Source organism: Priestia sp. FSL R5-0597 (assembly GCF_038006305.1).
Taxonomy (GTDB): domain Bacteria; phylum Bacillota; class Bacilli; order Bacillales; family Bacillaceae_H; genus Priestia; species Priestia zanthoxyli.
Genome location: NZ_JBBOUZ010000001.1, coordinates 653,263 through 676,032, shown reverse-complemented (window position 1 = coordinate 676,032; position 22,770 = coordinate 653,263). Strand labels below are relative to the sequence as shown.

General features: G+C 39.0%; 21 protein-coding genes. 4 read left to right on the top strand and 17 right to left on the bottom strand.

The window, feature by feature from the left end; genetic code table 11:
* Positions 1 to 6: 6 nt before the first annotated feature.
* From MKX72_RS03575 to MKX72_RS03555, 5 genes are all read right to left on the bottom strand, one after another.
* On the bottom strand, positions 7 to 990 hold the full coding sequence (locus MKX72_RS03575) for an ABC transporter ATP-binding protein (protein ID WP_049162920.1): 984 nt from the start codon (positions 988 to 990) through the stop codon (positions 7 to 9).
* Positions 990 to 2,012 carry an ABC transporter ATP-binding protein gene (locus MKX72_RS03570; RefSeq protein WP_028412372.1) on the bottom strand — a complete coding sequence of 341 codons (1,023 nt, stop codon included), beginning with the start codon at positions 2,010 to 2,012 and terminating at the stop codon, positions 990 to 992. Before MKX72_RS03570 ends, MKX72_RS03575 begins: the two co-directional genes overlap by 1 nt.
* Positions 2,013 to 2,238: 226 nt before the next feature.
* Positions 2,239 to 3,012, bottom strand: a complete 774-nt coding sequence (locus tag MKX72_RS03565; RefSeq protein ID WP_016763040.1) for a DUF2268 domain-containing protein — start codon at positions 3,010 to 3,012, stop codon at positions 2,239 to 2,241.
* A 106-nt stretch (positions 3,013 to 3,118) separates the two neighbouring features.
* Positions 3,119 to 4,360, bottom strand: coding sequence for a beta-ketoacyl-ACP synthase II (gene fabF / locus MKX72_RS03560; protein ID WP_033578043.1), 1,242 nt, complete (start codon positions 4,358 to 4,360; stop codon positions 3,119 to 3,121).
* Positions 4,361 to 4,399: 39 nt separating this feature from the next.
* Complete coding sequence (locus MKX72_RS03555) at positions 4,400 to 5,338, bottom strand: beta-ketoacyl-ACP synthase III (RefSeq protein ID WP_013081747.1); 939 nt, start codon at positions 5,336 to 5,338, stop codon at positions 4,400 to 4,402.
* Between the two features lie 256 nt (positions 5,339 to 5,594).
* Here MKX72_RS03555 and MKX72_RS03550 point away from each other — a divergent pair, with 256 nt between their 5' ends.
* Positions 5,595 to 5,795 (top strand): hypothetical protein, encoded by a 201-nt coding sequence (locus MKX72_RS03550; RefSeq protein ID WP_028412375.1) that lies wholly within the window; start codon positions 5,595 to 5,597, stop codon positions 5,793 to 5,795.
* A 28-nt stretch (positions 5,796 to 5,823) separates the two neighbouring features.
* On the opposite strand, the gene MKX72_RS03545 is transcribed toward MKX72_RS03550, so the two are convergent.
* From MKX72_RS03545 to MKX72_RS03535, 3 genes are all read right to left on the bottom strand, one after another.
* Positions 5,824 to 6,018, bottom strand: a complete 195-nt coding sequence (locus tag MKX72_RS03545; protein ID WP_013081746.1) for a ComZ family protein — start codon at positions 6,016 to 6,018, stop codon at positions 5,824 to 5,826.
* 77 nt (positions 6,019 to 6,095) lie between these two features.
* Entirely contained in the window at positions 6,096 to 6,980 is an 885-nt protein-coding gene (locus MKX72_RS03540; protein WP_033578042.1) for an NAD-dependent epimerase/dehydratase family protein, read from the bottom strand.
* Between the two features lie 181 nt (positions 6,981 to 7,161).
* Positions 7,162 to 7,902, bottom strand: a complete 741-nt coding sequence (locus MKX72_RS03535) for a hypothetical protein (RefSeq protein ID WP_013055401.1) — start codon at positions 7,900 to 7,902, stop codon at positions 7,162 to 7,164.
* A gap of 209 nt (positions 7,903 to 8,111) precedes the next feature.
* Between MKX72_RS03535 and MKX72_RS03530 the strand changes: the two genes are divergently transcribed.
* Positions 8,112 to 8,300, top strand: a complete 189-nt coding sequence (locus MKX72_RS03530) for a YjzD family protein (protein WP_028412377.1) — start codon at positions 8,112 to 8,114, stop codon at positions 8,298 to 8,300.
* A 203-nt stretch (positions 8,301 to 8,503) separates the two neighbouring features.
* Positions 8,504 to 9,388 (top strand): NAD(P)-dependent oxidoreductase, encoded by an 885-nt coding sequence (locus MKX72_RS03525; RefSeq protein ID WP_033578041.1) that lies wholly within the window; start codon positions 8,504 to 8,506, stop codon positions 9,386 to 9,388.
* A gap of 42 nt (positions 9,389 to 9,430) precedes the next feature.
* Here MKX72_RS03525 and galT read toward each other — a convergent pair whose 3' ends face one another.
* Together galT and MKX72_RS03515 are read right to left on the bottom strand one after the other, a co-directional pair.
* Positions 9,431 to 10,954 (bottom strand): UDP-glucose--hexose-1-phosphate uridylyltransferase, encoded by a 1,524-nt coding sequence (gene galT / locus MKX72_RS03520; RefSeq protein WP_033578040.1) that lies wholly within the window; start codon positions 10,952 to 10,954, stop codon positions 9,431 to 9,433.
* Between the two features lie 30 nt (positions 10,955 to 10,984).
* Positions 10,985 to 12,163 (bottom strand): galactokinase, encoded by a 1,179-nt coding sequence (locus tag MKX72_RS03515; RefSeq protein WP_033578039.1) that lies wholly within the window; start codon positions 12,161 to 12,163, stop codon positions 10,985 to 10,987.
* Positions 12,164 to 12,501: 338 nt separating this feature from the next.
* Here MKX72_RS03515 and MKX72_RS03510 point away from each other — a divergent pair, with 338 nt between their 5' ends.
* Complete coding sequence (locus tag MKX72_RS03510; protein WP_013081740.1) at positions 12,502 to 13,395, top strand: helix-turn-helix domain-containing protein; 894 nt, start codon at positions 12,502 to 12,504, stop codon at positions 13,393 to 13,395.
* Positions 13,396 to 13,423: 28 nt separating this feature from the next.
* On the opposite strand, the gene MKX72_RS03505 is transcribed toward MKX72_RS03510, so the two are convergent.
* From MKX72_RS03505 to MKX72_RS03475, 7 genes are all read right to left on the bottom strand, one after another.
* Complete coding sequence (locus MKX72_RS03505; RefSeq protein WP_014461601.1) at positions 13,424 to 13,675, bottom strand: hypothetical protein; 252 nt, start codon at positions 13,673 to 13,675, stop codon at positions 13,424 to 13,426.
* A gap of 188 nt (positions 13,676 to 13,863) precedes the next feature.
* Positions 13,864 to 16,467, bottom strand: coding sequence for an ATP-dependent chaperone ClpB (clpB, locus tag MKX72_RS03500; protein ID WP_098113542.1), 2,604 nt, complete (start codon positions 16,465 to 16,467; stop codon positions 13,864 to 13,866).
* Positions 16,468 to 16,582: 115 nt separating this feature from the next.
* A complete protein-coding gene (locus MKX72_RS03495) occupies positions 16,583 to 16,762 on the bottom strand; it encodes a YjzC family protein (RefSeq protein WP_154973593.1) in 180 nt (59 codons plus the stop codon).
* A 133-nt stretch (positions 16,763 to 16,895) separates the two neighbouring features.
* The gene (locus tag MKX72_RS03490; RefSeq protein WP_155008534.1) at positions 16,896 to 17,540 is read right to left on the bottom strand and encodes an SDR family oxidoreductase; all 645 of its coding nucleotides are present in this window, start codon (positions 17,538 to 17,540) and stop codon (positions 16,896 to 16,898) included.
* A 102-nt stretch (positions 17,541 to 17,642) separates the two neighbouring features.
* The gene (argF, locus tag MKX72_RS03485; protein WP_028412383.1) at positions 17,643 to 18,593 is read right to left on the bottom strand and encodes an ornithine carbamoyltransferase; all 951 of its coding nucleotides are present in this window, start codon (positions 18,591 to 18,593) and stop codon (positions 17,643 to 17,645) included.
* Complete coding sequence (locus MKX72_RS03480; protein WP_154989586.1) at positions 18,590 to 21,700, bottom strand: carbamoyl phosphate synthase large subunit; 3,111 nt, start codon at positions 21,698 to 21,700, stop codon at positions 18,590 to 18,592. The genes argF and MKX72_RS03480 overlap by 4 nt, the downstream gene beginning before the upstream one ends.
* Positions 21,693 to 22,766: a carbamoyl phosphate synthase small subunit gene (locus MKX72_RS03475; RefSeq protein WP_028412385.1), complete on the bottom strand. Its 1,074-nt coding sequence runs from the start codon at positions 22,764 to 22,766 to the stop codon at positions 21,693 to 21,695. Before MKX72_RS03475 ends, MKX72_RS03480 begins: the two co-directional genes overlap by 8 nt.
* Positions 22,767 to 22,770: the final 4 nt, after the last annotated feature.

The following is a 22,770-nucleotide window of genomic DNA, read 5'->3' as shown; positions in this document are numbered from 1 at the left end:
TAGCTTTTACGAGTTATATAAATGGCAAGCTACTTGATGGCCAGGTCTCACCTCCTTTAAGGCAGGTTTCATTTGGCTACACTCTGCCATGGCATGTATACAGCGAGGATGAAACGCACAGCCTTTTGGCGGATCAATTGGACTTGGCACATCTCCCTGTAAAATAATACGCTGTTTTTTCTTTCGTGGATCTGGTTCAGGTATAGCCGATACAAGCGCTTGCGTATAAGGGTGCAACGGCTCTGCGTATAGACTTTTCTTATCAGCAATTTCCACTAAACCGCCTAGGTACATAACACCGATACGGTCACTCATATGTTTAACAACACTCAAATCATGGGCAATAAATAAAAAGGTTAGGTCGAATTCTTGTTGAAGTTCTTTAAGAAGGTTTAAAACTTGTGATTGGACAGAAACGTCAAGTGCCGACACCGGTTCATCAGCAATAATAAGTTTTGGACGAAGTGCAAGTGCACGTGCAATTCCAATACGCTGACGCTGTCCACCGGAAAATTCGTGAGGATATTTATAGTATGCATCTTCCGGTAACCCTACTTTTGTAAGTAGATTCATAACTTCTGATTTTAATTGATTGGTTGATTTTCCTGTAAAATTCCGAATTGGTTCAGAAATAACATCTCCAACCATTTGCATTGGATTGAGGGAAGCATAGGGATCTTGAAAAACCATTTGGAAATCTTGTCTAATTTTACGGAGAGAAGTTCCTCTTGCTTCTGTGATATCTTTACCATCGAAAATAATTTTTCCGCTAGTTGGTTCCAACAGTCTTAGAATCGTCCTTCCTGCCGTGGATTTTCCACAGCCAGATTCTCCTACCAGACCGAGCGTTTCTCCTTTTCGAATCGCAAAGGAAATACCGTCAACTGCTTTTACATCACCAATTTTCTTTCGAAAAAATCCCCCGTGAATAGGATAGTAGGTTTTTAAATGCTGAACTTCTAGCAATACATCTTTCACTGCTTTAGTCATTAGCTTGTCTTCACTCCTTTTGACGGATAGCTGTTTTCATACAGCAGACATGCGACGTCATGCCCCTGTGAATCCTCGCGAAGAACAGGCGTAACGGAACTGCAGTCTTCCATTGCATGAGGACATCGGTTAACGAAACGACAGCCTGTCCTCGGCATGTTTACAAGAGAAGGCACAATTCCTTTGATCGTATTTAATACTTCTACATCATCTTCCATGCGTGGAATTGAGTGAAGAAGAGCTTTCGTGTACGGATGTTTTGGGGCATAAAATAACGTATCAACATCTGTATGCTCAACAATTTTCCCGCCATACATGACAATCACTTCATCACACATCTCAGCAACGACTCCTAAATCATGAGTAATCATAATAATAGACATATCATTGCTTTCTTGAATTTCTTTTAACAATTCTAAAATTTGAGCTTGAACCGTAACATCCAGGGCGGTTGTCGGCTCATCCGCAATTAAAAGTTTAGGCTGACAAGCTACCGCCATGGCAATCATGACGCGCTGTCTCATTCCTCCCGACAGCTGATGCGGATATTCATCGATGAGCTTTTCGGATCTCGAAATACCAACGCTTTTTAAAAGCGCAATGCTTTTTTCACGCGCTTCCGCTTTCGATATATTCATATGGTTAAACAATACTTCCTGCAGCTGATACCCAATGGTTAAAACAGGATTGAGAGATGTCATCGGTTCTTGGAAAATCATTGAGATGTCTTTTCCCCGAACATCATTCATCTCATCCTCTGATAAGTGCGTAAGATTCTTTCCGTTAAATACAACGCTTCCGCTTCTAATTTGACTATTTACTTTAGGTAATAGCCCAATAACGGATAAAGACAATACGCTTTTTCCACAGCCAGATTCTCCTACAACTCCTACAATTCGCTTTCGTCCGACTTGAAACGACACGTCGTCCACAGCATTATGCCAGGAATCATTAATGGAAAAAGCAGTTTGTAAATTTTTCACTTCTAGTAAAGGTGTTGATTCGACGGGCTTTTTATCCATTTATAGTGCACACCTCATTTTTCTAAAAATTGTTATATTTGAATAAGATATTATTACAATTTCATTACAAAATCAATATATTTTGAAAATTAATTATATTTTTTATTTTTAAAATAATGATTTTTGAATATCTCTTCAGCACTTTAACGCATAAACCTCCTAATTTTTTGTTGAAAACAGGATAAAATTTACTATTTTTTATTTTGGGTATATAGAACTTATTTTTTTACAGTTGGAACGCAGATTTTTTTAAGATAGTATTGGTACTAAGAGGAAGCAGCTGGGTAGTAGTTAAAGTGTGAGGCTTCATACATGAAGTAACAAGATGATAACCGATATTGTAGCCCATCATTTCTGGATACCAATTTTGGCCGAATAACAGTTGATCATATTTTTTTTCGTCAGCGCGCAGATTGTAATAAGGTTTAACATGCTTTTCCCACATTTTTTTAGCTTCTTCAATGGTATAATAATTTGTCCAAGGGGCTAAATATTTTTTACCACAATATTCCTCCACTGCTCTTTCAGCTAACCCTTCCATCATCATAGCGTCTAACAAAGTAATCGTTTCATCAGATTTGTTAATGGCTTTTAGCCTGCAAACGTGATGATATTCATGGGTAAGCACCGCTAACATTTCTTCATCGGATGTATGACTTGTCATAAACACAAATAATTTATCGGTAAAAGCGACACCTGCTCTTCCGTTAAATTCACGCTGCATTTTTCGATTTCGAGGATTGCTTGGAAGCACTAGCACCGCTACATCCGGCCCATTCCATGCTTTTTTAAGCTTTTCATAATGTGCTTTTACTTTCTTCCAAACCTGCCTTTTCTTCATTTCTTCTAATTCTTTTATAAACATTAAAGAAGGCGGACACATTCCATAGTTAAAAAGTAATTCCATATATTCTTTTTCTTTTAATTTCTTAAAATAGCGCGCAAGATAACGGCTTATTTCTTTCGGCTCCGTCCAAGTAGAAGTTGAAACAATCGGCATGTTTTCCCCTCTCTTTCTTCATCCTTTTGTTTCATGATATGTTCACAGCTACTCTTTTGGTTATTAAAAATAAAAAAAATTCTAGGCGTCAGCCTAGAATTTTTCATTATGCTTCGTACTTTTTAAAGATGATTGTTGCATTGTGACCACCGAATCCAAGTGAGTTGCTTAGCACCGCTTTTACTTCTTGCTTACGCGCTTTGTTTGGAATGTAGTCTAAATCGCACTCTTCATCGGGTGTTTGATAGTTAATTGTTGGAGGAAGAATACCGTCTTGAATTGCTTTCACACTAAAAATAGCTTCTACTCCACCAGCAGCTCCTAGCAAGTGGCCAGTCATTGACTTTGTTGAACTAATTGCTACTTTTTGAGCGTGGTCACCAAATACTTCTTTAATAGCCATCGTTTCAAATTTATCGTTGTACCCTGTACTTGTACCGTGAGCATTGATGTAATCAATATCACTTGGCTGTAGACCTGCATCTTCAATCGCATGACGCATTGCACGAACGCCGCCTTCTCCTCCTGGAGCTGGCGCTGTGATATGATGAGCATCTCCTGTTGAACCATAACCCACAATTTCAGCATAAATACGTGCGCCGCGTGCTAATGCATGTTCAAGCTCTTCAAGCACAATAACACCCGCACCTTCTCCCATAACGAAGCCGTCGCGGTCTTTATCAAACGGACGAGATGCTGTTGCAGGATCTGGATTTGTAGAAAGTGCTTTATTCGCACAGAAACCAGCAATAGATAAACGCGTGATTGGTGCTTCCGTACCGCCCGTCACCATCACGTCTGCATCTCCGCGTTGAATGACTTTAAATGCATCACCAATAGAGTTTGTACCTGTTGCACACGCCGTTACCGTACAAGAGTTCACGCCTTTCGCCCCTAAAGCAATAGAAACTTGTCCTGTTGCCATATCAGGAATCATCATCGGAATAAAGAATGGACTTACACGGCGGGCACCTTTTTCTAATAACGTTGAATATTGATTTTCAAACGTTTCCATACCGCCAATTCCAGAACCAATCCAAACCCCGACGTTTGGAGCAATCTCTTCCGTAATAGTCAAATTCGAATCTTTAACAGCCGCCAATGCAGCTACCATCGCATATTGAGTAAAGCGATCCATCTTACGAGCCTCTTTGCGGTCAATAAAATCTTCCACGTTAAAATCTTTTACTTCAGCCGCTACTTTAGCAGGAAATTCATCTGCATCTAGTCTTGTTAAAGGACCAACGCCAGACACGCCTGCTACTGCGTTTTTCCAAGCTGTTTCTACGTCATTTCCAATTGGTGTAAGCCCACCAAGTCCTGTTACAACTACACGTTTTTTATTCATCGTACATTCATCTCCTTCAGTTGCTTTAAAAATGTAGTGTTATTTTCCCCATCTAATGGCAATAGCTCCCCATGTTAAGCCGCCTCCGAAGCCAACCATTACAATTAAATCATCGTCTTGAATTTTCCCTGCTTCAAGCTCATGAACAATTGAAATTGGAATCGATGCTGCTGATGTATTGCCGTAGTATTGGATTGTTTTAGACATTTTTTCTTCAGGCAAGTCTAATCGCTGTCTTGCAGCTTCCATAATACGAATATTCGCTTGATGAGGTACAAGAAAATCAACATCCTCTTTTGTTAAACCTGCTTTTTCAATTACATTAACAGCAGATTCCCCCATTTGTCGAACAGCAAACTTAAATACTTCACGTCCGTTCATGACAATATGATCAAGCTCGTTTTGATACAAGTGCTTGCCTCCCGTACCGTCGGATCCTAGTTCAAAGGATAAAATACCTCGTCCTTCTGACACAGGTCCCATTACAACTGCACCTGCTCCGTCTCCGAATAAAACAGCCGTGTTACGGTCGTCCCAATCTGTAATCTTAGAAAGCTTTTCTACACCGACCACTAATATATGCTTGTAAGCATTAGTTTCAATAAATTGCTTAGCTGTAATCATGCCGTACATAAATCCTGCACATGCTGCACTCACATCGTAAGAAGCTGCTTTTTTTGCTCCCAATTTTTCTTGTAGCATACATGATACTGTAGGAAACGGTTGATCTGGCGTTACCGTAGCAACAATGATCATGTCAATATCTTCTGCCTCGACGTTAGCTTTATGTAAAGCTTCAACTGCTGCTTTATAAGCTAAATCAGATGTGTCCTCGTTATCGGCTGCAATTCGGCGCTCTTGAATACCTGTGCGCGTACGAATCCACTCATCTGATGTATCCATTACTTTTTCAAGATCTAAATTTGTTACAACTTTCTCTGGTACATAACGTCCAATTCCTAGAACACCAGCGTTCATATCAACCTCTCCTTTAAATAAAAGGCTTATATTCCTATAAAACCTATATCTGTCATTTCATTTACCGATTATATAATCAATTATTATGAGTTGGTACTAATTTTACTTCATTTTTTATTTTTTGTCTATATGGGTGTTCGTCCTACTCAGGTATCTATCATGCTACATATAGTAATCATACGGGTCCCTCTTACTCTAGTATGGGACATTAGGTAAGAACTTACCCACCATTAAGATAGTGAAAGGAATGAGTATCATGGCAAGAAGACAAAGAAATGAAGCTTTTTCTGATTTTATGTTTGGAGCTGGGCGCAGAAAATCAAGAGAAGAAAGAGAGCGAGAGGAGTGGGAAAGATTATTCAAACAAATCGATGAAATTGTACTCGCCGTCGAAGAACTAGCTCCTCTTCTTAAACAGTTTGCCCCTTTAGTCGATTTATTTTACAAACAAAAATAACAGCTCGGATTCTACCGAGCTGTTTTCTTTAGTTGTTTTCATTTTCAGCTAATGCATCTTGCTTGCCAAGCTCATAGGCGTCGTTCATTACTTTTGTCAGTAATGTCAATACCGGCTGTACGTGTTCCATTGATAACTCAACGCCTGTTTCATCTAAAATCTGCTTTGCTTCTGGCAAGTACTTCATTGCAATTTGCATGAATTGCATATTTTGCTCTTCCATAGTGAAATCTCCTTTATTAAAAACATTTATTCCTCCTTATATTAGCGAATCTATTCTATAAGTACAACTTTCTCCTTTTAATGAAGAGGTAAAAAGAATGTTCTCATATGTTTTTTTTGCAGGTAAATGCCTTCTTTAGCCGTTACTTTGGAAGAAAAATGCAGCAGTTCTTTCGCTTTCCTGCTAATTTCATATTTTTCTTGAGCCGCTTCTTCCTTCACCTCCATATGAGTAATGTTTGCTCCTGCGCTCCAAGGCTGTAATTTTTCTTCAACTAAATGAACCACTTCATATGAATATGCACCAGTTTTACAGCGTCTGAGTGCACTGACGGCGTCTTCAATATAAATAATAAAATCCGTGCCTTCCATAATGGTAAAAGCTTCCTCGTACCCGGCAATATTTTTAGAATAGCACATTGACAAAGGCTGCCAAGGTCCATAAAGAGTGGGCGTTCTGACAATCATAATGGGCCATCCATCATCTTTATATTTTTCTATCATTCGCTCAAAATGAACGTATAGCCTTCCTTCACTACTGTCCGGTTCTGGAATCGTTGTTTCTTCAATCTTTCGCTGCTGGTCTCCAAATACGCGCATGGTAGAAACAAACACAAATCGAATGTTGAATTGACGGCATTTATTAAGTGCTTGAATGAGTACTTGCTGCGCTTTTTGCATTTCTTGTCTTAAAAAATCAGGATGATAAAAATCTCCTCCATCGAAATACGTGAAGTAGACAATATCCGTTTCTGATGTAATCATATCTAATGAATCGCCTACTTCAGTCGATACATAATTAGCGTTTCGCCCTAAGAAAAATTTCATCTCTTCCTGCAAATCATCTTCTTCTTTATGAGCAGAATGTGTATATCCTTTTACTTCTGTACCTTCGTCTAAAAAAGTCATACATAAATGAAAACCAATAAAGCGGTTTGCCCCTATTACTACTACATTTCCCATATCGCTTCCTCCAATTCTTCATTCATCATTTATTAAACAAAAGCTTAAAGCCCTATAGTTATAGAGAGTACTCATTCCTTATTTCAAAGTAGTTCATCCCTAAAAACATCATGAACTCTCTTTTTCCTTTTATCTCTTATACAAAAAGCCCCTATGATATGTATAATCATAGAAGCTTTGCTTATAACACTTTTTCATGCTGTTTATAAAATTGGAGAAGGGACCGTTCAAATAAATAGTTTTTTTCAGGCAAATAAAGTGAAAGCATAATCGGAGAGTGAAGTTCTTCACGATGTAGTTCATATTTTTTACTGTGTGCAATTGGATAATGAGTAGAGGCATTAGGCGCGGTCCATATCTTCACGGGCAGCGTTGATTTTAATTCCGTAACGGAAGGGTACTCCTTAATTAGCTTTGATACTTGCTTCCGCTCCACTTTATAAGCTTGAGTCAAGTCCTTCGTGAATTGTTTATAAAAGAATTTATTGTTTTTTTCATGTTCTGCATGCGTATGAAGATCAATACACGGATTTAGTAAACCAGCTGATCGAATGAACGTATTCCCGTCATTTTCCATTAGCTGCAGCGCTAACAGAGCCCCCATTCCTTCAGCTAAAATATGAATTCGTTTATTTAAAATTTCTTGTTTCATTACTAAATGATAAAGTTGTTTTGCAAGGTGATATGCTTCAGGAGACCCCCAATGCCGGCCATATAAATTGGAATAAAATACTGTGTATCCTTCATCTTGTAAACATTGCAACAGCTGTGACCTTCCGCCGTGCTGAATCCATAAGCTAGTTGAACTTTCAACAAAATGATCTTTATCACCCAATACTAACACACCGAAACCATTCGGTCGTTCAGGGACATGTACGACATTCCATTGCGTATCTAAGCTAAAAAAGCGTCGATGTATCATAGCTCTTCCTCCGTAACTTACTAGTTGTTCCATACAGTGTATGATAGAACCATAAAAAAGCGCACTAGAATAATGCCTATTTCTGACTTATTGCTCTTTTGTTTCTGCATGGGAGCACGCCCCTTATTTATTCATAAAAAATTCAATTTCTTATTTGACTGCTATATGCTAAAATGAAATCAAACTGTACTGTAAACGAGGTGAATAGAATGCGTGTCGTAATGGCTTTTGTTTGGGGCTTTTTACTAATGAATATGGCAGTGTACGTAATCTCTGCAATGACGGGCGGTACTTACAGTTTCGCAACCGCTTCCATCCTTGGAGTAGTTTTCACGCTAGTTGTAATTTTGATTGGAGAACTGGGTGTACCGAATAAACCAGCAAATAATCAACACTAAAAAGTGTTGGCTGTAAAGCCAGCGCTTTTTTTATTTTTCGGCATAGGTTCTTCTCAGTACTTTCTTTCCTTACCTCGTATTCAAGACATAGGACTGAGAGTGCTTTTCTCTATCTATATATAGTCGGAATCATTGATTATCCCAAACTTTAACTATATAATTTTAGAATAATCAAACTATTAACTTTAGGAGTGAATACTGCTGTGACTAAAGAAAAAATTGGTTTTATCGGAACAGGCGTTATGGGTCAAAGCATGGCCGGGCATTTAATTGACGCAGGATATGAAGTCCTTGTTTATACACGAACAAAAACTCGTGCTCAAGCACTACTTGAAAAAGGGGCCAAATGGAAAGAAACCGTTCAAGAAGTGGCCGAACAATCTGATGTTATTATCACCATGGTAGGCTATCCTCACGATGTAAAAGAGATTTATTTAGGAAAAGACGGCATTATACATAATGCAAAGAAAGGCTGCTATACAATTGATATGACGACATCAAGCCCTATACTTGCTCGTGAGATTTATCAAGCAGCAAAAGAGAAGCACATTCATGCGCTTGACGCTCCTGTTTCAGGAGGAGATATTGGGGCTCAGAAAGCAACCTTAGCGATTATGGTAGGAGGCGATTCTGAAGCATTCTCTGCCGTTACGCCTATTCTTGAAAAAATGGGGACAAATATCGTTCTTCAAGGAAGCGCCGGTGCTGGTCAACATACAAAAATGTGCAATCAAATTGCTATTGCCTCTAATATGATGGGTGTCTGCGAAGCGATACTTTATGCTGAAAAAGCCGGATTAGATCCGAATACCGTTCTAAAAAGTATTGAAACAGGCGCAGCGGGAAGCTGGTCGTTAAGCAATTTAGCTCCTCGCATGATTAAAGGAGACTTCGAACCAGGCTTTTATATTAAACACTTCATTAAAGATATGAAGATTGCCATTGAATCAGCTGAAGAAATGGAGCTGTATACACCCGGGCTAAAATTAGCAAAATCGCTTTATGAACAGCTCGAAAAACAAGGCCAGGATAATAAAGGAACACAGGCTCTGTATACCCTTTTAAAACAGCATGCCCTAACTGTATAAAGACAGGCAGCTCATTACGAGCTGCCTGTTTTTATTAATGATTTACGCTTCATTTAACGAATTCATAAAACGACTGAATGCGAGCTGCCCTTCAGCAGTTTGTTTAAACACACCTGCATGCTCTAAAATAGTCGCAAAGATCAAACCGAGCTCTTGTTGAAGAATGCTTTGGACATTTTCCACTTCAATATGCGGATATTTTTTCTTGATGTGTTCAGCCCACTTCACGTGTTTTTTCACTTGATCATGCCTGCTGGCTACTTCACTCAGGTTATTCTGAACTAACCCTTTGGCCACTAGACTCATTTCGTCTTTCAAACGACCGGGTAAAACCGCAAGCCCCATTACTTCAATTAAACCTATGTTCTCTTTTTTGATATGATGAACTTCTGCATGCGGATGATAAATGCCATCTGGATGCTTGCTGTTTGTTCGATTGTTTCGCAGTACTAAATCTAATTCGTACAAATCCCCTCTTTTCCTAGCAATAGGCGTGACCGTATTGTGAGGAGTTTGATCTGTAAAAGCTAAAATACCAGCACTTTGATCACTATATGATTTCCATTTCTTCAAAATGAAATCCGCTGCTTCCACTAATGGTGCAAGGTGCGAACTTTGAAGACGAACGACCGACATTGGCCAATGAACAATTCCAGCTTTCACGTTTGGATGCGCTTCAAGAGAGAACAATTTATTTATTCTTGCTTTAGCCATAGGAAACTCATGATAGCCTCCTTGAAAGTGATCATGCGTTAAAATAGATCCTCCTACGATGGGTAAATCTGCATTTGACCCTAAAAAATAATGTGGGAATTGTTCAACGAAGGCAAGCAGCCGCTTAAACGTTTGCTTTGAAATATGCATAGGTGTATGCTCACTCGCGAAAACAATGGCATGTTCATTATAATAAACGTAAGGTGAAAACTGCATGTACCACAGCTCTTCCTGCAATTCCACAGGGATAATCCGGTGATTTTGGCGAGCTGGGTGGTTAATGCGGCCTGCATAGCCAGCATTTTCTTTACAGAGCAGGCATAGCGGGTAGTTGCTTTCTTTCAGTGATTTGCTTGCTGCAATTGCTTTTGGATCTTTTTCCGGCTTAGATAAGTTGATAGTAATTTCAAGTTCTCCAAAGTCAGTGTTTGTTACCCATCTTTCGTTTTTAGCAATTCGATCTCTGCGAATATAGTGAATGTCTTTTGACAGCTTATAATAATAGCTTGTGGCTTTTTGAGGGTTTTGCTGATAGTGATCGTAAAAGGTTCGATTAACCTCTGAAGGCATGCTTGCAAAGCATCCCATTATTTTGGTATCGAATAAATCTCTATATGTGATAGAATTATCGGCGATTCGATTGTTTTCGGCAGCCCAATCAAGCATGTTATCTAAAATAGCAGCTGGATGTTCCAAACGTTCTTCTTTAACTTCTACCGTAATACATTCGTCGAGTTCTAACACTTCCAGCAGTTTATTTCTCACCACATCTATATCCCATTTTGTTACTAGATTCTTTTGTAAACCATATTGAATAAGTCGGGTGATTTCTTCATGAATGTTGACTGACATACACTCGTTCCTTTCTCTATCTGTTTTCTCTTATACTGCTTCTAATGTGAGTTCACGCGCTCCTTCTCCAACCGTAACCACATAAAATTCAGCTTCTAAACTCGTTTGCTTATAATAAGCGTCTTTTACTTCCTCAATAAATCTATCAACCTGTGCTTTTTTTACGATACTGATTGTACAGCCTCCAAAGCCTGCACCTGTCATGCGTGATCCAATCACACCTTCTTGCAACCAGGCTGCTTCTACAAGAGCATCTAATTCTTTTCCACTTACTTCATAGTCATCTCGCAGCGAACAGTGCGACTCATTCATCAATTGACCAAATCCTTTTAAATCGCCGTTTTGCAATTTAGCAACCGCTTCTTTTGTGCGTTCATTTTCATATACCGCATGTTTAGCGCGCTTACAATCTACTTCGTTTTGTATTAAAGATTTGTGCTTTTCAAATTGTTCTTTTGTTAAATCACCAAGCGAATCAATGGAAAGTGAAGTTTGCAAATCTGATAGTGCTCTTTCACACTCCATACGGCGCTCATTATATTTTGAATCTGCCAGCCCTCTTCGCTTATTTGTGTTAGAAATAACGAGCACAGCATCTGTTAACTGCAGCGGGCTATACTGGTATTCAAGAGTCTGGCAGTTTAACAATACGGCTTGATTTTCTTTTCCCATTCCAATTGCAAACTGATCCATAATCCCGCAGCTTACGCCGATAAATTCATTTTCAGCTTGCTGCGCCATTTTTACAAGGTCCATCATATCAATATTCAATTCAAGAATTTTATTTAAAAGTACGCATGTGACTAACTCAATTGATGCCGACGATGAAAGCCCTGCTCCGTTAGGAATGTTGCCGAAAAACAAGATATCAAAACCAAAAGGAAGATCATATCCGTGCTTTTTAAAGGTGTCCATTACTCCTTTTGGATAATTAGCCCAATCATCCTCGGTTTTGTACGTTAATTGCTCTAAAGAGGATTCAATAACGCCTGCTTCAGAGAAGTTTTTAGAGTACATACGTATTTTTCGATCATGACGTTTTTGTACTACCGCATACGTTCCTATACTCAATGAACAAGGAAAAACATGCCCTCCATTATAATCAGTATGTTCTCCAATTAAATTGACACGCCCTGGTGCAAAAAAGCAGCGAATAGCTTCTGACGAATGAAATATTTGTTTGAACTCTTCGATTAATTTTTCCAGCATTTATTATCACCTATTTTAAGTAGTTTTTTGGAAACGGATTCATATGTACATTGTAAAGTCCAATTTTCCTTGCCTCAATGGTAAAATTCCTATCGATAATCGGTACTTTTTTGCTTATCACTTTAAAAATGATTCTTTTAAATTGATGATGAACTGCTCTTGCGCCAAAAAGGTGTTATCTTCATGGGAGCCTTGACTTGCAAATTATAAGAAAATAATAGATTTAGAGACATTCACCAAAAATAATCATGATATTTTCAAAAAATTATAGAAAAATGAAAGCGATTACGTTAAAGTAAGAATTAAGTACTACTTTATTTCAAAAAGAAGGTGAAAATTTGCTCTCACATTTCCAAGCTCAAGAATATTCAACGTACGCATACAGGTTTTTAGAATCCCGCACAAACGAAGTTGCGCAGCTCTGGTCGGTTGGATGGGATGAAGTTTTCTCGCCCCTTTATAACTGGAGCGGAAATCAGCGAAAAGATGTAGGAAAATATATTTTTCAATACACGGTTTCTGGGTACGGGATGATTGAAATAGATGGACAAGAATATAAAGTGGATGCTGGAAAAGCATTCATCGTCAATATACCTGGAAATTATCGCTATTACTTACCAAAGGAAAGTGAAAACTGGGAGTTTATTTTTCTTACATTATACGGAGATGAAGTACAAAAATGCTGGGATTATATTCAGTCAACCCACTCCCCTGTAATTCGATTTCACCCTGAATCAGCACCTGTTCAGCTGCTTGCTCAGATATATAAGAGGGCAAGTGAAAAACATATAGCAGATCCATTTCATGCCTCAAGCTTATCTTACCGCTTTGTAATGGAGCTGTATCAATATATTAAAAGCATGGACAGTTTTACAGAGGATTGGCCTGAAAGTATCATTAGCTCTATTTTATTTGCCCGCAATCATTATCATGAAGAAATCGGTCCGGATGAAATGGCAGATGCAGCTCATTTATCTCGCTATCATTTTAGCCGGTTATTCAAACAAACAACAGGGATTACGCCGATTCAATATTTAACGAAGCTTCGCATTCAAAAAGCGGCCGAGCTATTGCATCAAACCAAGTATTCAATCGAAGAAATTGCTGAAAACGTCGGCTATGCAAATGCCAATTATTTAACAAAAGTATTTCGTAAAACAACCAATATGACACCCGGGCAGTATCGAAAAAGTGATGCATCCATTGATGAACACTTTGCATTACCAAAATAAAAACGACTTCCATAAAAGGAAGTCGTTTTTATTTTTTATCGGGAATTTCTACTACCACAGAACCTTTTTCGTAAATAAAAGTCAATTTTTTACCCGGGATAATCATATTTTCTAAAATATCTCGTGCAGCTTGAAGTGCAAACTCTGTCCGTTCTGCCTTTTCCTGCACTTCTTCATTTTCAGCTTGAAGATCATTTTTATCCAGCGCTCTTATTTTAGTTAATGCCTGATCTATAAAATCGTATGCTTCGTCATATATAAGCTCTATACGGTCCTTCATGTGCTCATTCATGCTCCTTTGCCCATTTTGTATTATCATAAATGAATTAGATATATTCTACAACCTAAAACTGAATAAGTTTTTACGCTTAGCTCTCACGTATTTTTTTTATTTATTTTAAAAGGGATGCTGCTCTTAATAGCAAAAAAAGACCATTCAAATTATCATGAATGGCCTTTTGAGAAAACTTATACGCTGACAACAAACTCATCATCTTTTACATCAACTGTCACTTGACTATAATCTTCAATTTGCCCTGCAATTAATTCTCTGGCAATTTTTGTTTCAATATATTTTTGAATAAACCTTTTTAAAGGGCGCGCTCCATATACCGGATCAAACCCGGAGGCCGCAATATGATTTTTTGCTTCTTCTGTTAACATTAACGAAATATGACGATCGGATAAACGCTTTTCAAGCTGAAGCAATAGCTTATCAATAATTCCCTTTACTTCATGAACAGTTAGCGGTTTGAATAAAATCGTGTCGTCTACTCGATTTAAAAATTCTGGGCGAAAATGCTGTCTTAATTGAGCCATCACTTGCTCTCTGGCTTTTTCAGTAATCTCGCCTTCACTTGTTAAACCATCTAATAAAAATTGAGAACCAATATTTGACGTCATAATAATGACTGTATTTTTAAAATCAATGACTTTTCCTTTTGAATCTGTTGCTCTTCCATCATCTAGTATTTGAAGGAGCACGTTAAATACTTCAGGATGAGCTTTTTCAATTTCATCTAACAAAACGACTGAATAAGGCTTGCGTCTCACCGCTTCCGTTAGCTGTCCGCCTTCTTCATACCCTACATAGCCAGGAGGCGCTCCTATAAGCCTAGAGACCGCATGCTTTTCCATGTATTCAGACATATCAATACGAACCATTTGTTCTTCACTGTCAAATAACGAATGTGCCAACGTTTTGGCTAGCTCCGTTTTTCCTACTCCGGTAGGTCCTAGGAAAATAAATGATCCAATTGGGCGGTTCGGGTCTTTAATGCCTGCCCTTGCGCGAATCACAGCATCTGTAACTAAGGATACGGCTTCGTCCTGTCCAATCACACGCTGCTGTAAAATTGACTCAAGCTTCAACAGCTTTTCTCTTTCTCCTTCAACTAGTTTCGACACCGGAATTCCCGTCCATCTTCCTACAATTTCAGCAATTTCTTCTTCCGTTACTTCTTCTCTTAACAAACGGTTTTCTTGTGCTTTTTCAGCAGCTGTTTCTTCCAGCTGTTTTAGTTCTTTTTCAAGAGCTGGAATGCGTCCGTGGCGAAGTTCGGCTGCTTTATTTAAATCATATTTCCCTTCAGCTTCTTCTAGGTCTCGCTTCGCTTTTTCAAGCTGCTCCCGGACATCTTGCACCGTTTGAATCGACTGCTTTTCTTTTTCCCACTGCAGCTTCATTGTATCTGCACGTTCTTTTAAATCAGAGACTTCTTTTCGAATTGCCTCTAACCTTGTGATGCTTGCTTGATCTGTTTCTTTACTTAATGCCGCTTCTTCAATTTCAAGCTGCATGACACGTCGCGTTACTTCATCTAATTCTGATGGCATCGAATCAATTTCTGTTCGAATAGTTGCGCATGCTTCATCAATTAAATCAATTGCTTTATCAGGTAAAAAGCGATCTGAGATATAACGATCCGACATAACCGCTGCTGAAACAATCGCCCGGTCATGAATATTTACACCGTGATGAATTTCAAATCGTTCTTTTAAACCACGTAAGATAGAGATTGTATCTTCTACTGAAGGTTCTTCAACCAGCACCTGTTGAAAGCGTCTTTCAAGAGCTGGATCTTTTTCAATATACTGACGATACTCATCAAGAGTTGTAGCTCCTATACAGTGAAGTTCTCCTCTAGCAAGCATTGGTTTTAAAATATTCCCTGCATCCATCGCTCCGTCCGTACGACCTGCTCCAACGATTGTATGAAGTTCGTCAATAAATAAAAGAATTTGACCGTTGCTTTTCTTAACTTCTTGAAGAACAGCTTTTAAACGCTCTTCAAATTCGCCTCTGAACTTCGCTCCTGCTACTAAAGCTCCCATATCTAATGAGAAGATGGTTTTATCTTTTAATCCCTCAGGCACATCTCTACGAACAATACGCTGTGCTAGACCTTCAACAATCGCTGTTTTACCAACGCCAGGTTCTCCAATCAAAACTGGATTGTTTTTTGTTTTTCGCGATAAAATGCGGATAACGCGGCGAATTTCTCCGTCTCGTCCAATGACTGGATCAATGTTCCCTGCTCGTACTTCTGCCACTAAGTCTCTTCCATATTTAGCTAACGCTTCATATGTAACTTCCGGATTTTGACTTGTAATTCGCTGATTTCCTCGAAGGCTAGTAAGCACATCTTGCAAAGCTTTTTTTGTTATACCGTGACTTGAAAATAACTTGCCATATTCACTAGAAGACGGTTCCTGTGCTAAGGCTAAAAAGATGTGCTCAACTGAAACATAATCATCTTGCAGACGAGATGCTTCTTCTTGAGCTTTGACAAACAGCTGCTGGAGTTTATTTGTAATATAAACTTTCCCTGCTTCAGCTCCACTTCCTGTAACGGCAGGTTTTTTCGCAAGCAGTTGATTTACCTGCTGCTGAAAAGATTGATGATCTATATGTAAATGATCTAATATGCGAGGAGCAATACCATCTTGCTGATGAATAAGCGTATAAAGCAAATGAGCAATATCCACTTCCTGCTGATTTCGTTTAATAGCTTCGGACTGCGCTTCCATCACGCCTTCTTGCAATTTTTGGGTCATTTTATTTATGTCCATTGAACATCCTCCTTCGATACATTTGACCTTTATTGACCTTTATTTCATTATACCCAGCAATGGGAAAACAAGTAAAGCCATTCAATTTAGAATGGCTTCTTTATTTTTTTACTATTTAAGGCTTGCGAATGTATGTCCAGTGGCGATCATCGTTTGCCGTCTCTGGAAAACGCTCTCCTGCTTTTAATTTAACCTTTTGAGGATTATTTACGTTGCTTCCTGTTTCACCAATTTCAATATACACTCCGTTATTAGGAGCTTTTTGACCCGGTGTGAAATGACGATTTTGTCCCATTGTCCTGCCTCCTCATTCCTGAAATGAAATGTTCTCCTATACTATTCCCTTAAAATTTCCGTTTCATAATGGAGATGTTTTCATATTAGGAACAGAACAGAAAAGAGCAGACCTTTAGATCTGCCCTTTTGTATCAATGAGTAAATTTAATAGCTTGTTCAATTTCAGTTTCTCCGGCTAACATTTCAAACGTTTTTCCTATCGTAGCTTCTTCGTTTAGGCATTCTACAAGCACGCTTGCTACATCTGCTCGAGGAATCGTCTGAGATTTATCTTCAATATCATTATTGATATCAATTTTTCCAGTAGCTGAATCATTCGATAAAGTTCCTGGTCGTACAATTGTATATTGCAGATTAGACTGCTTTAAGTATTCATCCGCTATCGCTTTAGCACGCAGGTAAAGTTGTAAGCCTTCTGGTCCTTGTTCAGGTGCATCTGTTCCCATTGAACTTAACATAACAAAGCGCTTCACACCTTGATTTTTTGCTTCATCAATGATATTTTTAGCACCGTTTTGATCCACAGCGATTGTTTTTTCGTCTCCCGTATGTCCTCCAGAACCTGCTGCAAATATGACAGCATCCATACCTCTTAAAGCATCTGAAACATCTTGCTCCAAGTCACCAAGTACAACGTTAGCGCCCAGCTTTTTTAAAGCGTCTGCTTGTTTTTCGTCGCGAATCATCGCATAAGCTTCATGCTGCTTGCTGTTTGCGACTTTTTCTACCACTTGTTTTCCCGTTGTTCCGTTTGCTCCAACAACTAATACTTTCATCATAAATCACCTTTCGTTCTGTTTAGTATACAACTGGTGTTCCCACAATTAATTCCCTTTAAACAAAAAAACCTTTCTGATATTCTCAGAAAGGTTTTTTTCTTAGCCTAAAATTGCTTGAAGCAAGGCCTTTTGTACATGCATACGATTTCCAGCCTGCTGGAAAACAACCGAATTTGGTCCGTCAATAATGCTTGCTGTCACTTCTTCTTCACGATGCGCAGGCAAGCAGTGGAGAAATAAATAGTCTGACTTCGCATGGGCAGCTAGCTCTTCATTGACTTGATAAGGAGCAAATATTTTCAAGCGCTGCTGTGCTTCTTCTTCCTGTCCCATACTTGTCCACACGTCTGCATAAATAGCATCGGCATTTTTTACAGCCTCTACAGGATCTTTTGTAATCGTAACCTTCGCACCCGTTTTAGCAGCTACTTCATTAACATAAGCTGTTACAAAGTCTTTTGGCTCATATCCGTCAGGGCATCCAATTGAAATATCTATTCCCATTTTTGCACATGCAATCATTAAGGAATGCGCTACATTATTTCCGTCTCCAACATAAGCTACTTTTAGCCCATCAAATGATTTCTTGTGCTCGTAAATCGTTAATAAATCAGCTAGAGCCTGACAAGGATGATAATCATCTGTCAAACCATTAATAACGGGAATGGATGCGTAATCTGCAAGCTCTTCGATCTTGCTATGTTCAAACGTACGAATCATGATAGCATCGATGAATTCAGATAGTACGCGTGCTGTATCAGCAATCGTTTCTCCGCGTCCAATTTGTAAATCCTGGCTGCTTAAAAAGAGGGCGTTTCCTCCAAGCTGCATCATTCCCGCTTCAAATGAGACTCTTGTTCTTGTTGAAGATTTTTCAAAAATGAGCCCCAGCGTTTTTCCTTTTAACGATGTGACGATTTCACCATTTTTATGCTTTTCTTTCAGCTCAATGGCGCTTTCTAAAAGTGACATAATATCGTCTGATGATAAATCTTTAAGCGTAAGCAAATCTTTTCCCTTTAAATTCGTATTTACCGATACTGTACTCATGATACTGTCACTTCCTTTTTAGTTTTTTGAAACCATTCTTGTAGTGATGAAACGTGATATTCATCGACTTGGAACGATTGGAAAAATAGCGAAGCCGTTTCTGCCTCCGTCATAACCATTAAACCGTGTTTTAATGCTGACATACGGCTTTCTTTATCTTCAGGCTGTAAACTTACATATAATAAAGCTTCTTTCGTTTTTACCCATTCACTAACTTCTTTATCTTTAACAAGAGTTAATCCCGCGCTTTGCGCAAGTTCTTCAAGGCCCTGTGCTTCTCCGTTAATATACACTTCTGCAGCACCTTTTTTACTTAACACATACTGATGGAATACTTTTTTTGCTGCTTCTTCAATCGTTGAAGAAATCGCAATTCCTTCACCAGTTGACTTCATTTCTGGTCCAACAAGCGGATCAACTCCTGATAATTTACTTGTCGAAAACACTGGAAACTTAATAGTTGTATAAGCCGGATCCGGCAATAAACCTAGCTTCTCGCTAATTTCCGACAATGATTTCCCAAGCAATATTTGAGTTGATAGCGAAACAAGCGGCGTGTTGCACACTTTGCTTACTACAGGCACTGTACGGCTGGCACGCGGATTAACTTCCAGCATGTAGACTTCATCGTTGTAAATAACATATTGGATATTCATAATCCCTTTATATTGAAGTTTGTTTACAATTTTTTGAGCGTAGCTCACCATTTTTTCTTTATGTGCTGCTTCTACTGTTTTTGCTGGTAAAAGCGCATAGCTGTCTCCTGAATGAACGCCGGCTTTTTCAATATGTTCAACGATTGTCGGAATCAACACATCTTTTCCGTCTGCTACAACATCAATTTCTGCTTCTTTTCCAGGGAAGTAAGCATCAATAAGCATTGGGAAATGAGACGCTTTAATAGCTGGTAAACAAGCCTGCAGCTCCGTTTCATTTTGAATTGTCAGCATTCCTTTTCCGCCAATGACGTAAGAAGGACGAATAAGTAATGGGAATCCCATAGCTTTTGCTTTTTGTACAAGTTCTTGCTCATCTTTCGCCATTTCACCTGGGATATGCGGAATATCACAGTCGTCTAAGAGCTTATAAAACAGGTCGCGATCTTCAAGTGCATCAATAACATCATTTGTAATCCCTAGTAAATTGACGCCAGCTTCTTCTAGCCCTTTAACAAGCGAAATAGCCGTTTGACCTCCGTATTGAACAATTACATCCGTCACATTTTCAGCATCAAGAACGTTTAGCACATCTTCTACTGTTACAGGTTCAAAATATAAGCGGTCTGCTACTTCAAAATCCGTACTTACCGTTTCTGGATTGTTGTTAATTAAAATTGTTTCGTATCCTTCTTTTTCAAGAGCTAACACACCGTGTACAGAGCTGTAGTCGAATTCTACTCCTTGGCCGATACGAATCGGTCCAGAACCGATAATCGCAACTTTTTTATTCGTTGATGGTTCAATCTCACTCTCGCCATAATAACTAGAGTAGAAATAAGCCGTAGAGGATTCGAACTCCGCTGCACATGTATCTACCATTTTGTAGCTTGGCGTAATATGTAGTGCTTTACGTTTCGCTCTTACGTCAAGCTCTGGCACGTTCCATACGCTTGCTAGATACGCATCTGTAAAACCATGCTCCTTCACTTGCTTGAAGTGTTCAGCTGTAATGGAATCAAAACGTACTTCCTTCAAAGAGGCTTCCATTTTAATCAGCTGCGTAAAGTGTGTTAAATAGAAATAATCAATTTGCGTTACTTCATGGATATACTCAGGCGTTGTACCGCGACGTAAAAGCTCAAGGATAACAAAAATACGCTCATCGCTTTGTTCGCCAAGCTTGCTTTTTAATTCATCCGTTGAAAGTTCTTGCAGTTCTTCTACTTCCAATCCTTGTAAATCAATTTCTAAAGAAGACAGTGCCTTTTGGAAGCTACGTGTAAAGTTACGGTCAATAGCCATTACTTCTCCAGTTGCTTTCATTTGCGTGCCAAGCGTTCTCTCCGCGTAGAAAAACTTGTCAAACGGCCATCTTGGAAATTTCACTACTACATAGTCAAGAGCTGGTTCGAAGCTTGCATATGTGTCTCCTGTTACAGGATTTAATAACTCATGAAGCGTGTAGCCTACTGATAGTTTTGCAGCAATTTTAGCAATCGGATAGCCCGTTGCTTTTGATGCAAGAGCAGACGAACGGCTCACACGCGGATTTACTTCAATTAAATAGTACTGCTTGCTTTTTGGATCAAGCGCAAACTGAATGTTGCAACCTCCAATAATGCCAAGCGATGAAATAATTTTAACTGAAGCCGAACGAAGCATTTGATATTCCACGTCGGTTAACGTTTGAGAAGGAGCAACGACTACCGAATCTCCAGTATGAACACCCACTGGATCAATATTTTCCATGTTACAAATTGTAATGCACGTATTGTTCACGTCACGCATAACCTCGTACTCAACCTCTTTAAATCCAGCGATGCTTTTTTCAATTAAGCATTGAGTAATAGCACTTTCACGTAAACCTGACGCTGAAAGTTTTTCAAGTTCTTCCATAGAATGAGCAATTCCTCCGCCCGTTCCGCCTAACGTATAAGCAGGACGTACAATAACAGGAAAACCAATTTTCTCGGCAAAAGCTAATGCTTCTTCTACTTTTGTGACAACTTCACTTTCCGGCACCGGTTCATTTAGTTCATTCATTAATGCACGGAACTCTTCACGGCTTTCACCCTTTTTGATTGATTCAATCGGTGTTCCTAAAAGTTTCACATCGTATTTTGGCAAAATATTTTGTTCATGAAGCTCAAGGGCTAAGTTTAAACCCGTCTGTCCGCCTAATGTAGCTAACAAACCATCCGGCTTTTCTTTTGCAATAATTTTCTCTACGCAGTCTACTGTTAATGGTTCAAAATAGATTCGATCTGCTACGTGAGTGTCCGTCATAATCGTAGCTGGATTATTATTGATTAAGATAACTTCATAACCTTCTTCTTTTAATGACAAGCATGCCTGGGTTCCTGAATAATCAAATTCTGCTGCTTGCCCAATTACGATTGGTCCTGATCCGATTACTAAAATCTTTTTTAATGTTTGGTCTTTAGGCATATACTTTTCCGCTCCCTACTTGCTGTACTTTCGTCATAAATTCATCAAAGATATACGTACTGTCACTTGGTCCAGGATGTGCTTCTGGATGATATTGAACCGAAATAACAGGAAGGTCTTTATGCATTAAACCTTCAACCGATCCGTCATTCACATTTTTAAATCGAACGCTTAATGGCGTAGACGTAATCGTCTGTTCATCTACGACATAGCTATGGTTTTGAGACGTCATACACACTTTGTTAGTCGTTAAATCAATTACAGGCTGATTAGCTCCTCGGTGACCGAACGCCAGCTTTTTGGTTTCTGCCCCAAAAGCAAGCCCAATTAACTGATGTCCAAAGCAAATTCCCAAAGTTGGATACGCTGAAATAATTTCTTTTAATTCATCCAGCTGACTGCTTACTTGAGTTGGATCTCCAGGTCCGTTTGATAAGACAATGCCATCCGGCTGCAGCTCTTTTACTTTTGAAGAGCTTGTAGAATAAGGAACAACCGTTACTTTGCACTCTCGATTTAGCAGCTCTTGTAAAATTGATTTTTTATAGCCAAAGTCCATTAATACAACGTGTTTTTCACCGTTTCCGTAAGTAACAGGCTCTTTTGTTGACACTTCTTTTACTACATATCCATCGCATTCAGCAGTAAATGCTGGCGGCTCAGCAGATGCCGAAAAGGCAGATTGCATCGTACCTTCTTTTCGAATTCGTTTTACGACCGCTCTCGTATCCACATGTGTAATAAGCGGAATGTTCCATTTCTTTAAATATTGTTTGAAGCTGTACATCGCTTCGTAATGGAACCCTTCATCTGAACATTCGTATACGACAACGCCTGCTACGTGAGGCTTTTTGCTTTCATAATCTTTCTCATTGATACCATAGTTCCCAATCAAAGGGTACGTAAAGACGATAATTTGATCTTTGTAAGATGGATCAGTCACAACTTCTTGATAACCAGTCATTCCAGTAAAGAAAACAATTTCTCCTTCTGCCTGGTGCGTTGCTGTATGTTCGATGTGTCCGGCGAACGAATCGCCGTTTGCTAAGTGTAAATATCCGTTCATTGTG

Coding starts and splice junctions, on each gene's coding strand:
- galT (WP_033578040.1), bottom strand. CDS start 10,954: ATGTCAGTCAACATTCATGAAGAAATCACCCGACTTATTCAATATGGT.
- MKX72_RS03545 (WP_013081746.1), bottom strand. CDS start 6,018: ATGGAAGAGCAAAATATGCAATTCATGCAAATTGCAATGAAGTACTTG.
- MKX72_RS03540 (WP_033578042.1), bottom strand. CDS start 6,980: ATGGGAAATGTAGTAGTAATAGGGGCAAACCGCTTTATTGGTTTTCAT.
- MKX72_RS03570 (WP_028412372.1), bottom strand. CDS start 2,012: ATGGATAAAAAGCCCGTCGAATCAACACCTTTACTAGAAGTGAAAAAT.
- MKX72_RS03495 (WP_154973593.1), bottom strand. CDS start 16,762: ATGGGACAAAATCGTCATTTCACACCGGGTCAAAAAGCTCCTAATAAC.
- MKX72_RS03575 (WP_049162920.1), bottom strand. CDS start 990: ATGACTAAAGCAGTGAAAGATGTATTGCTAGAAGTTCAGCATTTAAAA.
- MKX72_RS03480 (WP_154989586.1), bottom strand. CDS start 21,700: ATGCCTAAAGACCAAACATTAAAAAAGATTTTAGTAATCGGATCAGGA.
- MKX72_RS03515 (WP_033578039.1), bottom strand. CDS start 12,163: ATGCTGGAAAAATTAATCGAAGAGTTCAAACAAATATTTCATTCGTCA.
- MKX72_RS03505 (WP_014461601.1), bottom strand. CDS start 13,675: ATGAAGGACCGTATAGAGCTTATATATGACGAAGCATACGATTTTATA.
- MKX72_RS03530 (WP_028412377.1), top strand. CDS start 8,112: ATGCGTGTCGTAATGGCTTTTGTTTGGGGCTTTTTACTAATGAATATG.
- fabF (WP_033578043.1), bottom strand. CDS start 4,360: ATGAATAAAAAACGTGTAGTTGTAACAGGACTTGGTGGGCTTACACCA.
- MKX72_RS03555 (WP_013081747.1), bottom strand. CDS start 5,338: ATGAACGCTGGTGTTCTAGGAATTGGACGTTATGTACCAGAGAAAGTT.
- MKX72_RS03490 (WP_155008534.1), bottom strand. CDS start 17,540: ATGAAAGTATTAGTTGTTGGAGCAAACGGAACAACGGGAAAACAAGTG.
- MKX72_RS03565 (WP_016763040.1), bottom strand. CDS start 3,012: ATGCCGATTGTTTCAACTTCTACTTGGACGGAGCCGAAAGAAATAAGC.
- argF (WP_028412383.1), bottom strand. CDS start 18,593: ATGAGTACAGTATCGGTAAATACGAATTTAAAGGGAAAAGATTTGCTT.
- MKX72_RS03475 (WP_028412385.1), bottom strand. CDS start 22,766: ATGAACGGATATTTACACTTAGCAAACGGCGATTCGTTCGCCGGACAC.
- clpB (WP_098113542.1), bottom strand. CDS start 16,467: ATGGACATAAATAAAATGACCCAAAAATTGCAAGAAGGCGTGATGGAA.
- MKX72_RS03550 (WP_028412375.1), top strand. CDS start 5,595: ATGGCAAGAAGACAAAGAAATGAAGCTTTTTCTGATTTTATGTTTGGA.
- MKX72_RS03535 (WP_013055401.1), bottom strand. CDS start 7,902: ATGATACATCGACGCTTTTTTAGCTTAGATACGCAATGGAATGTCGTA.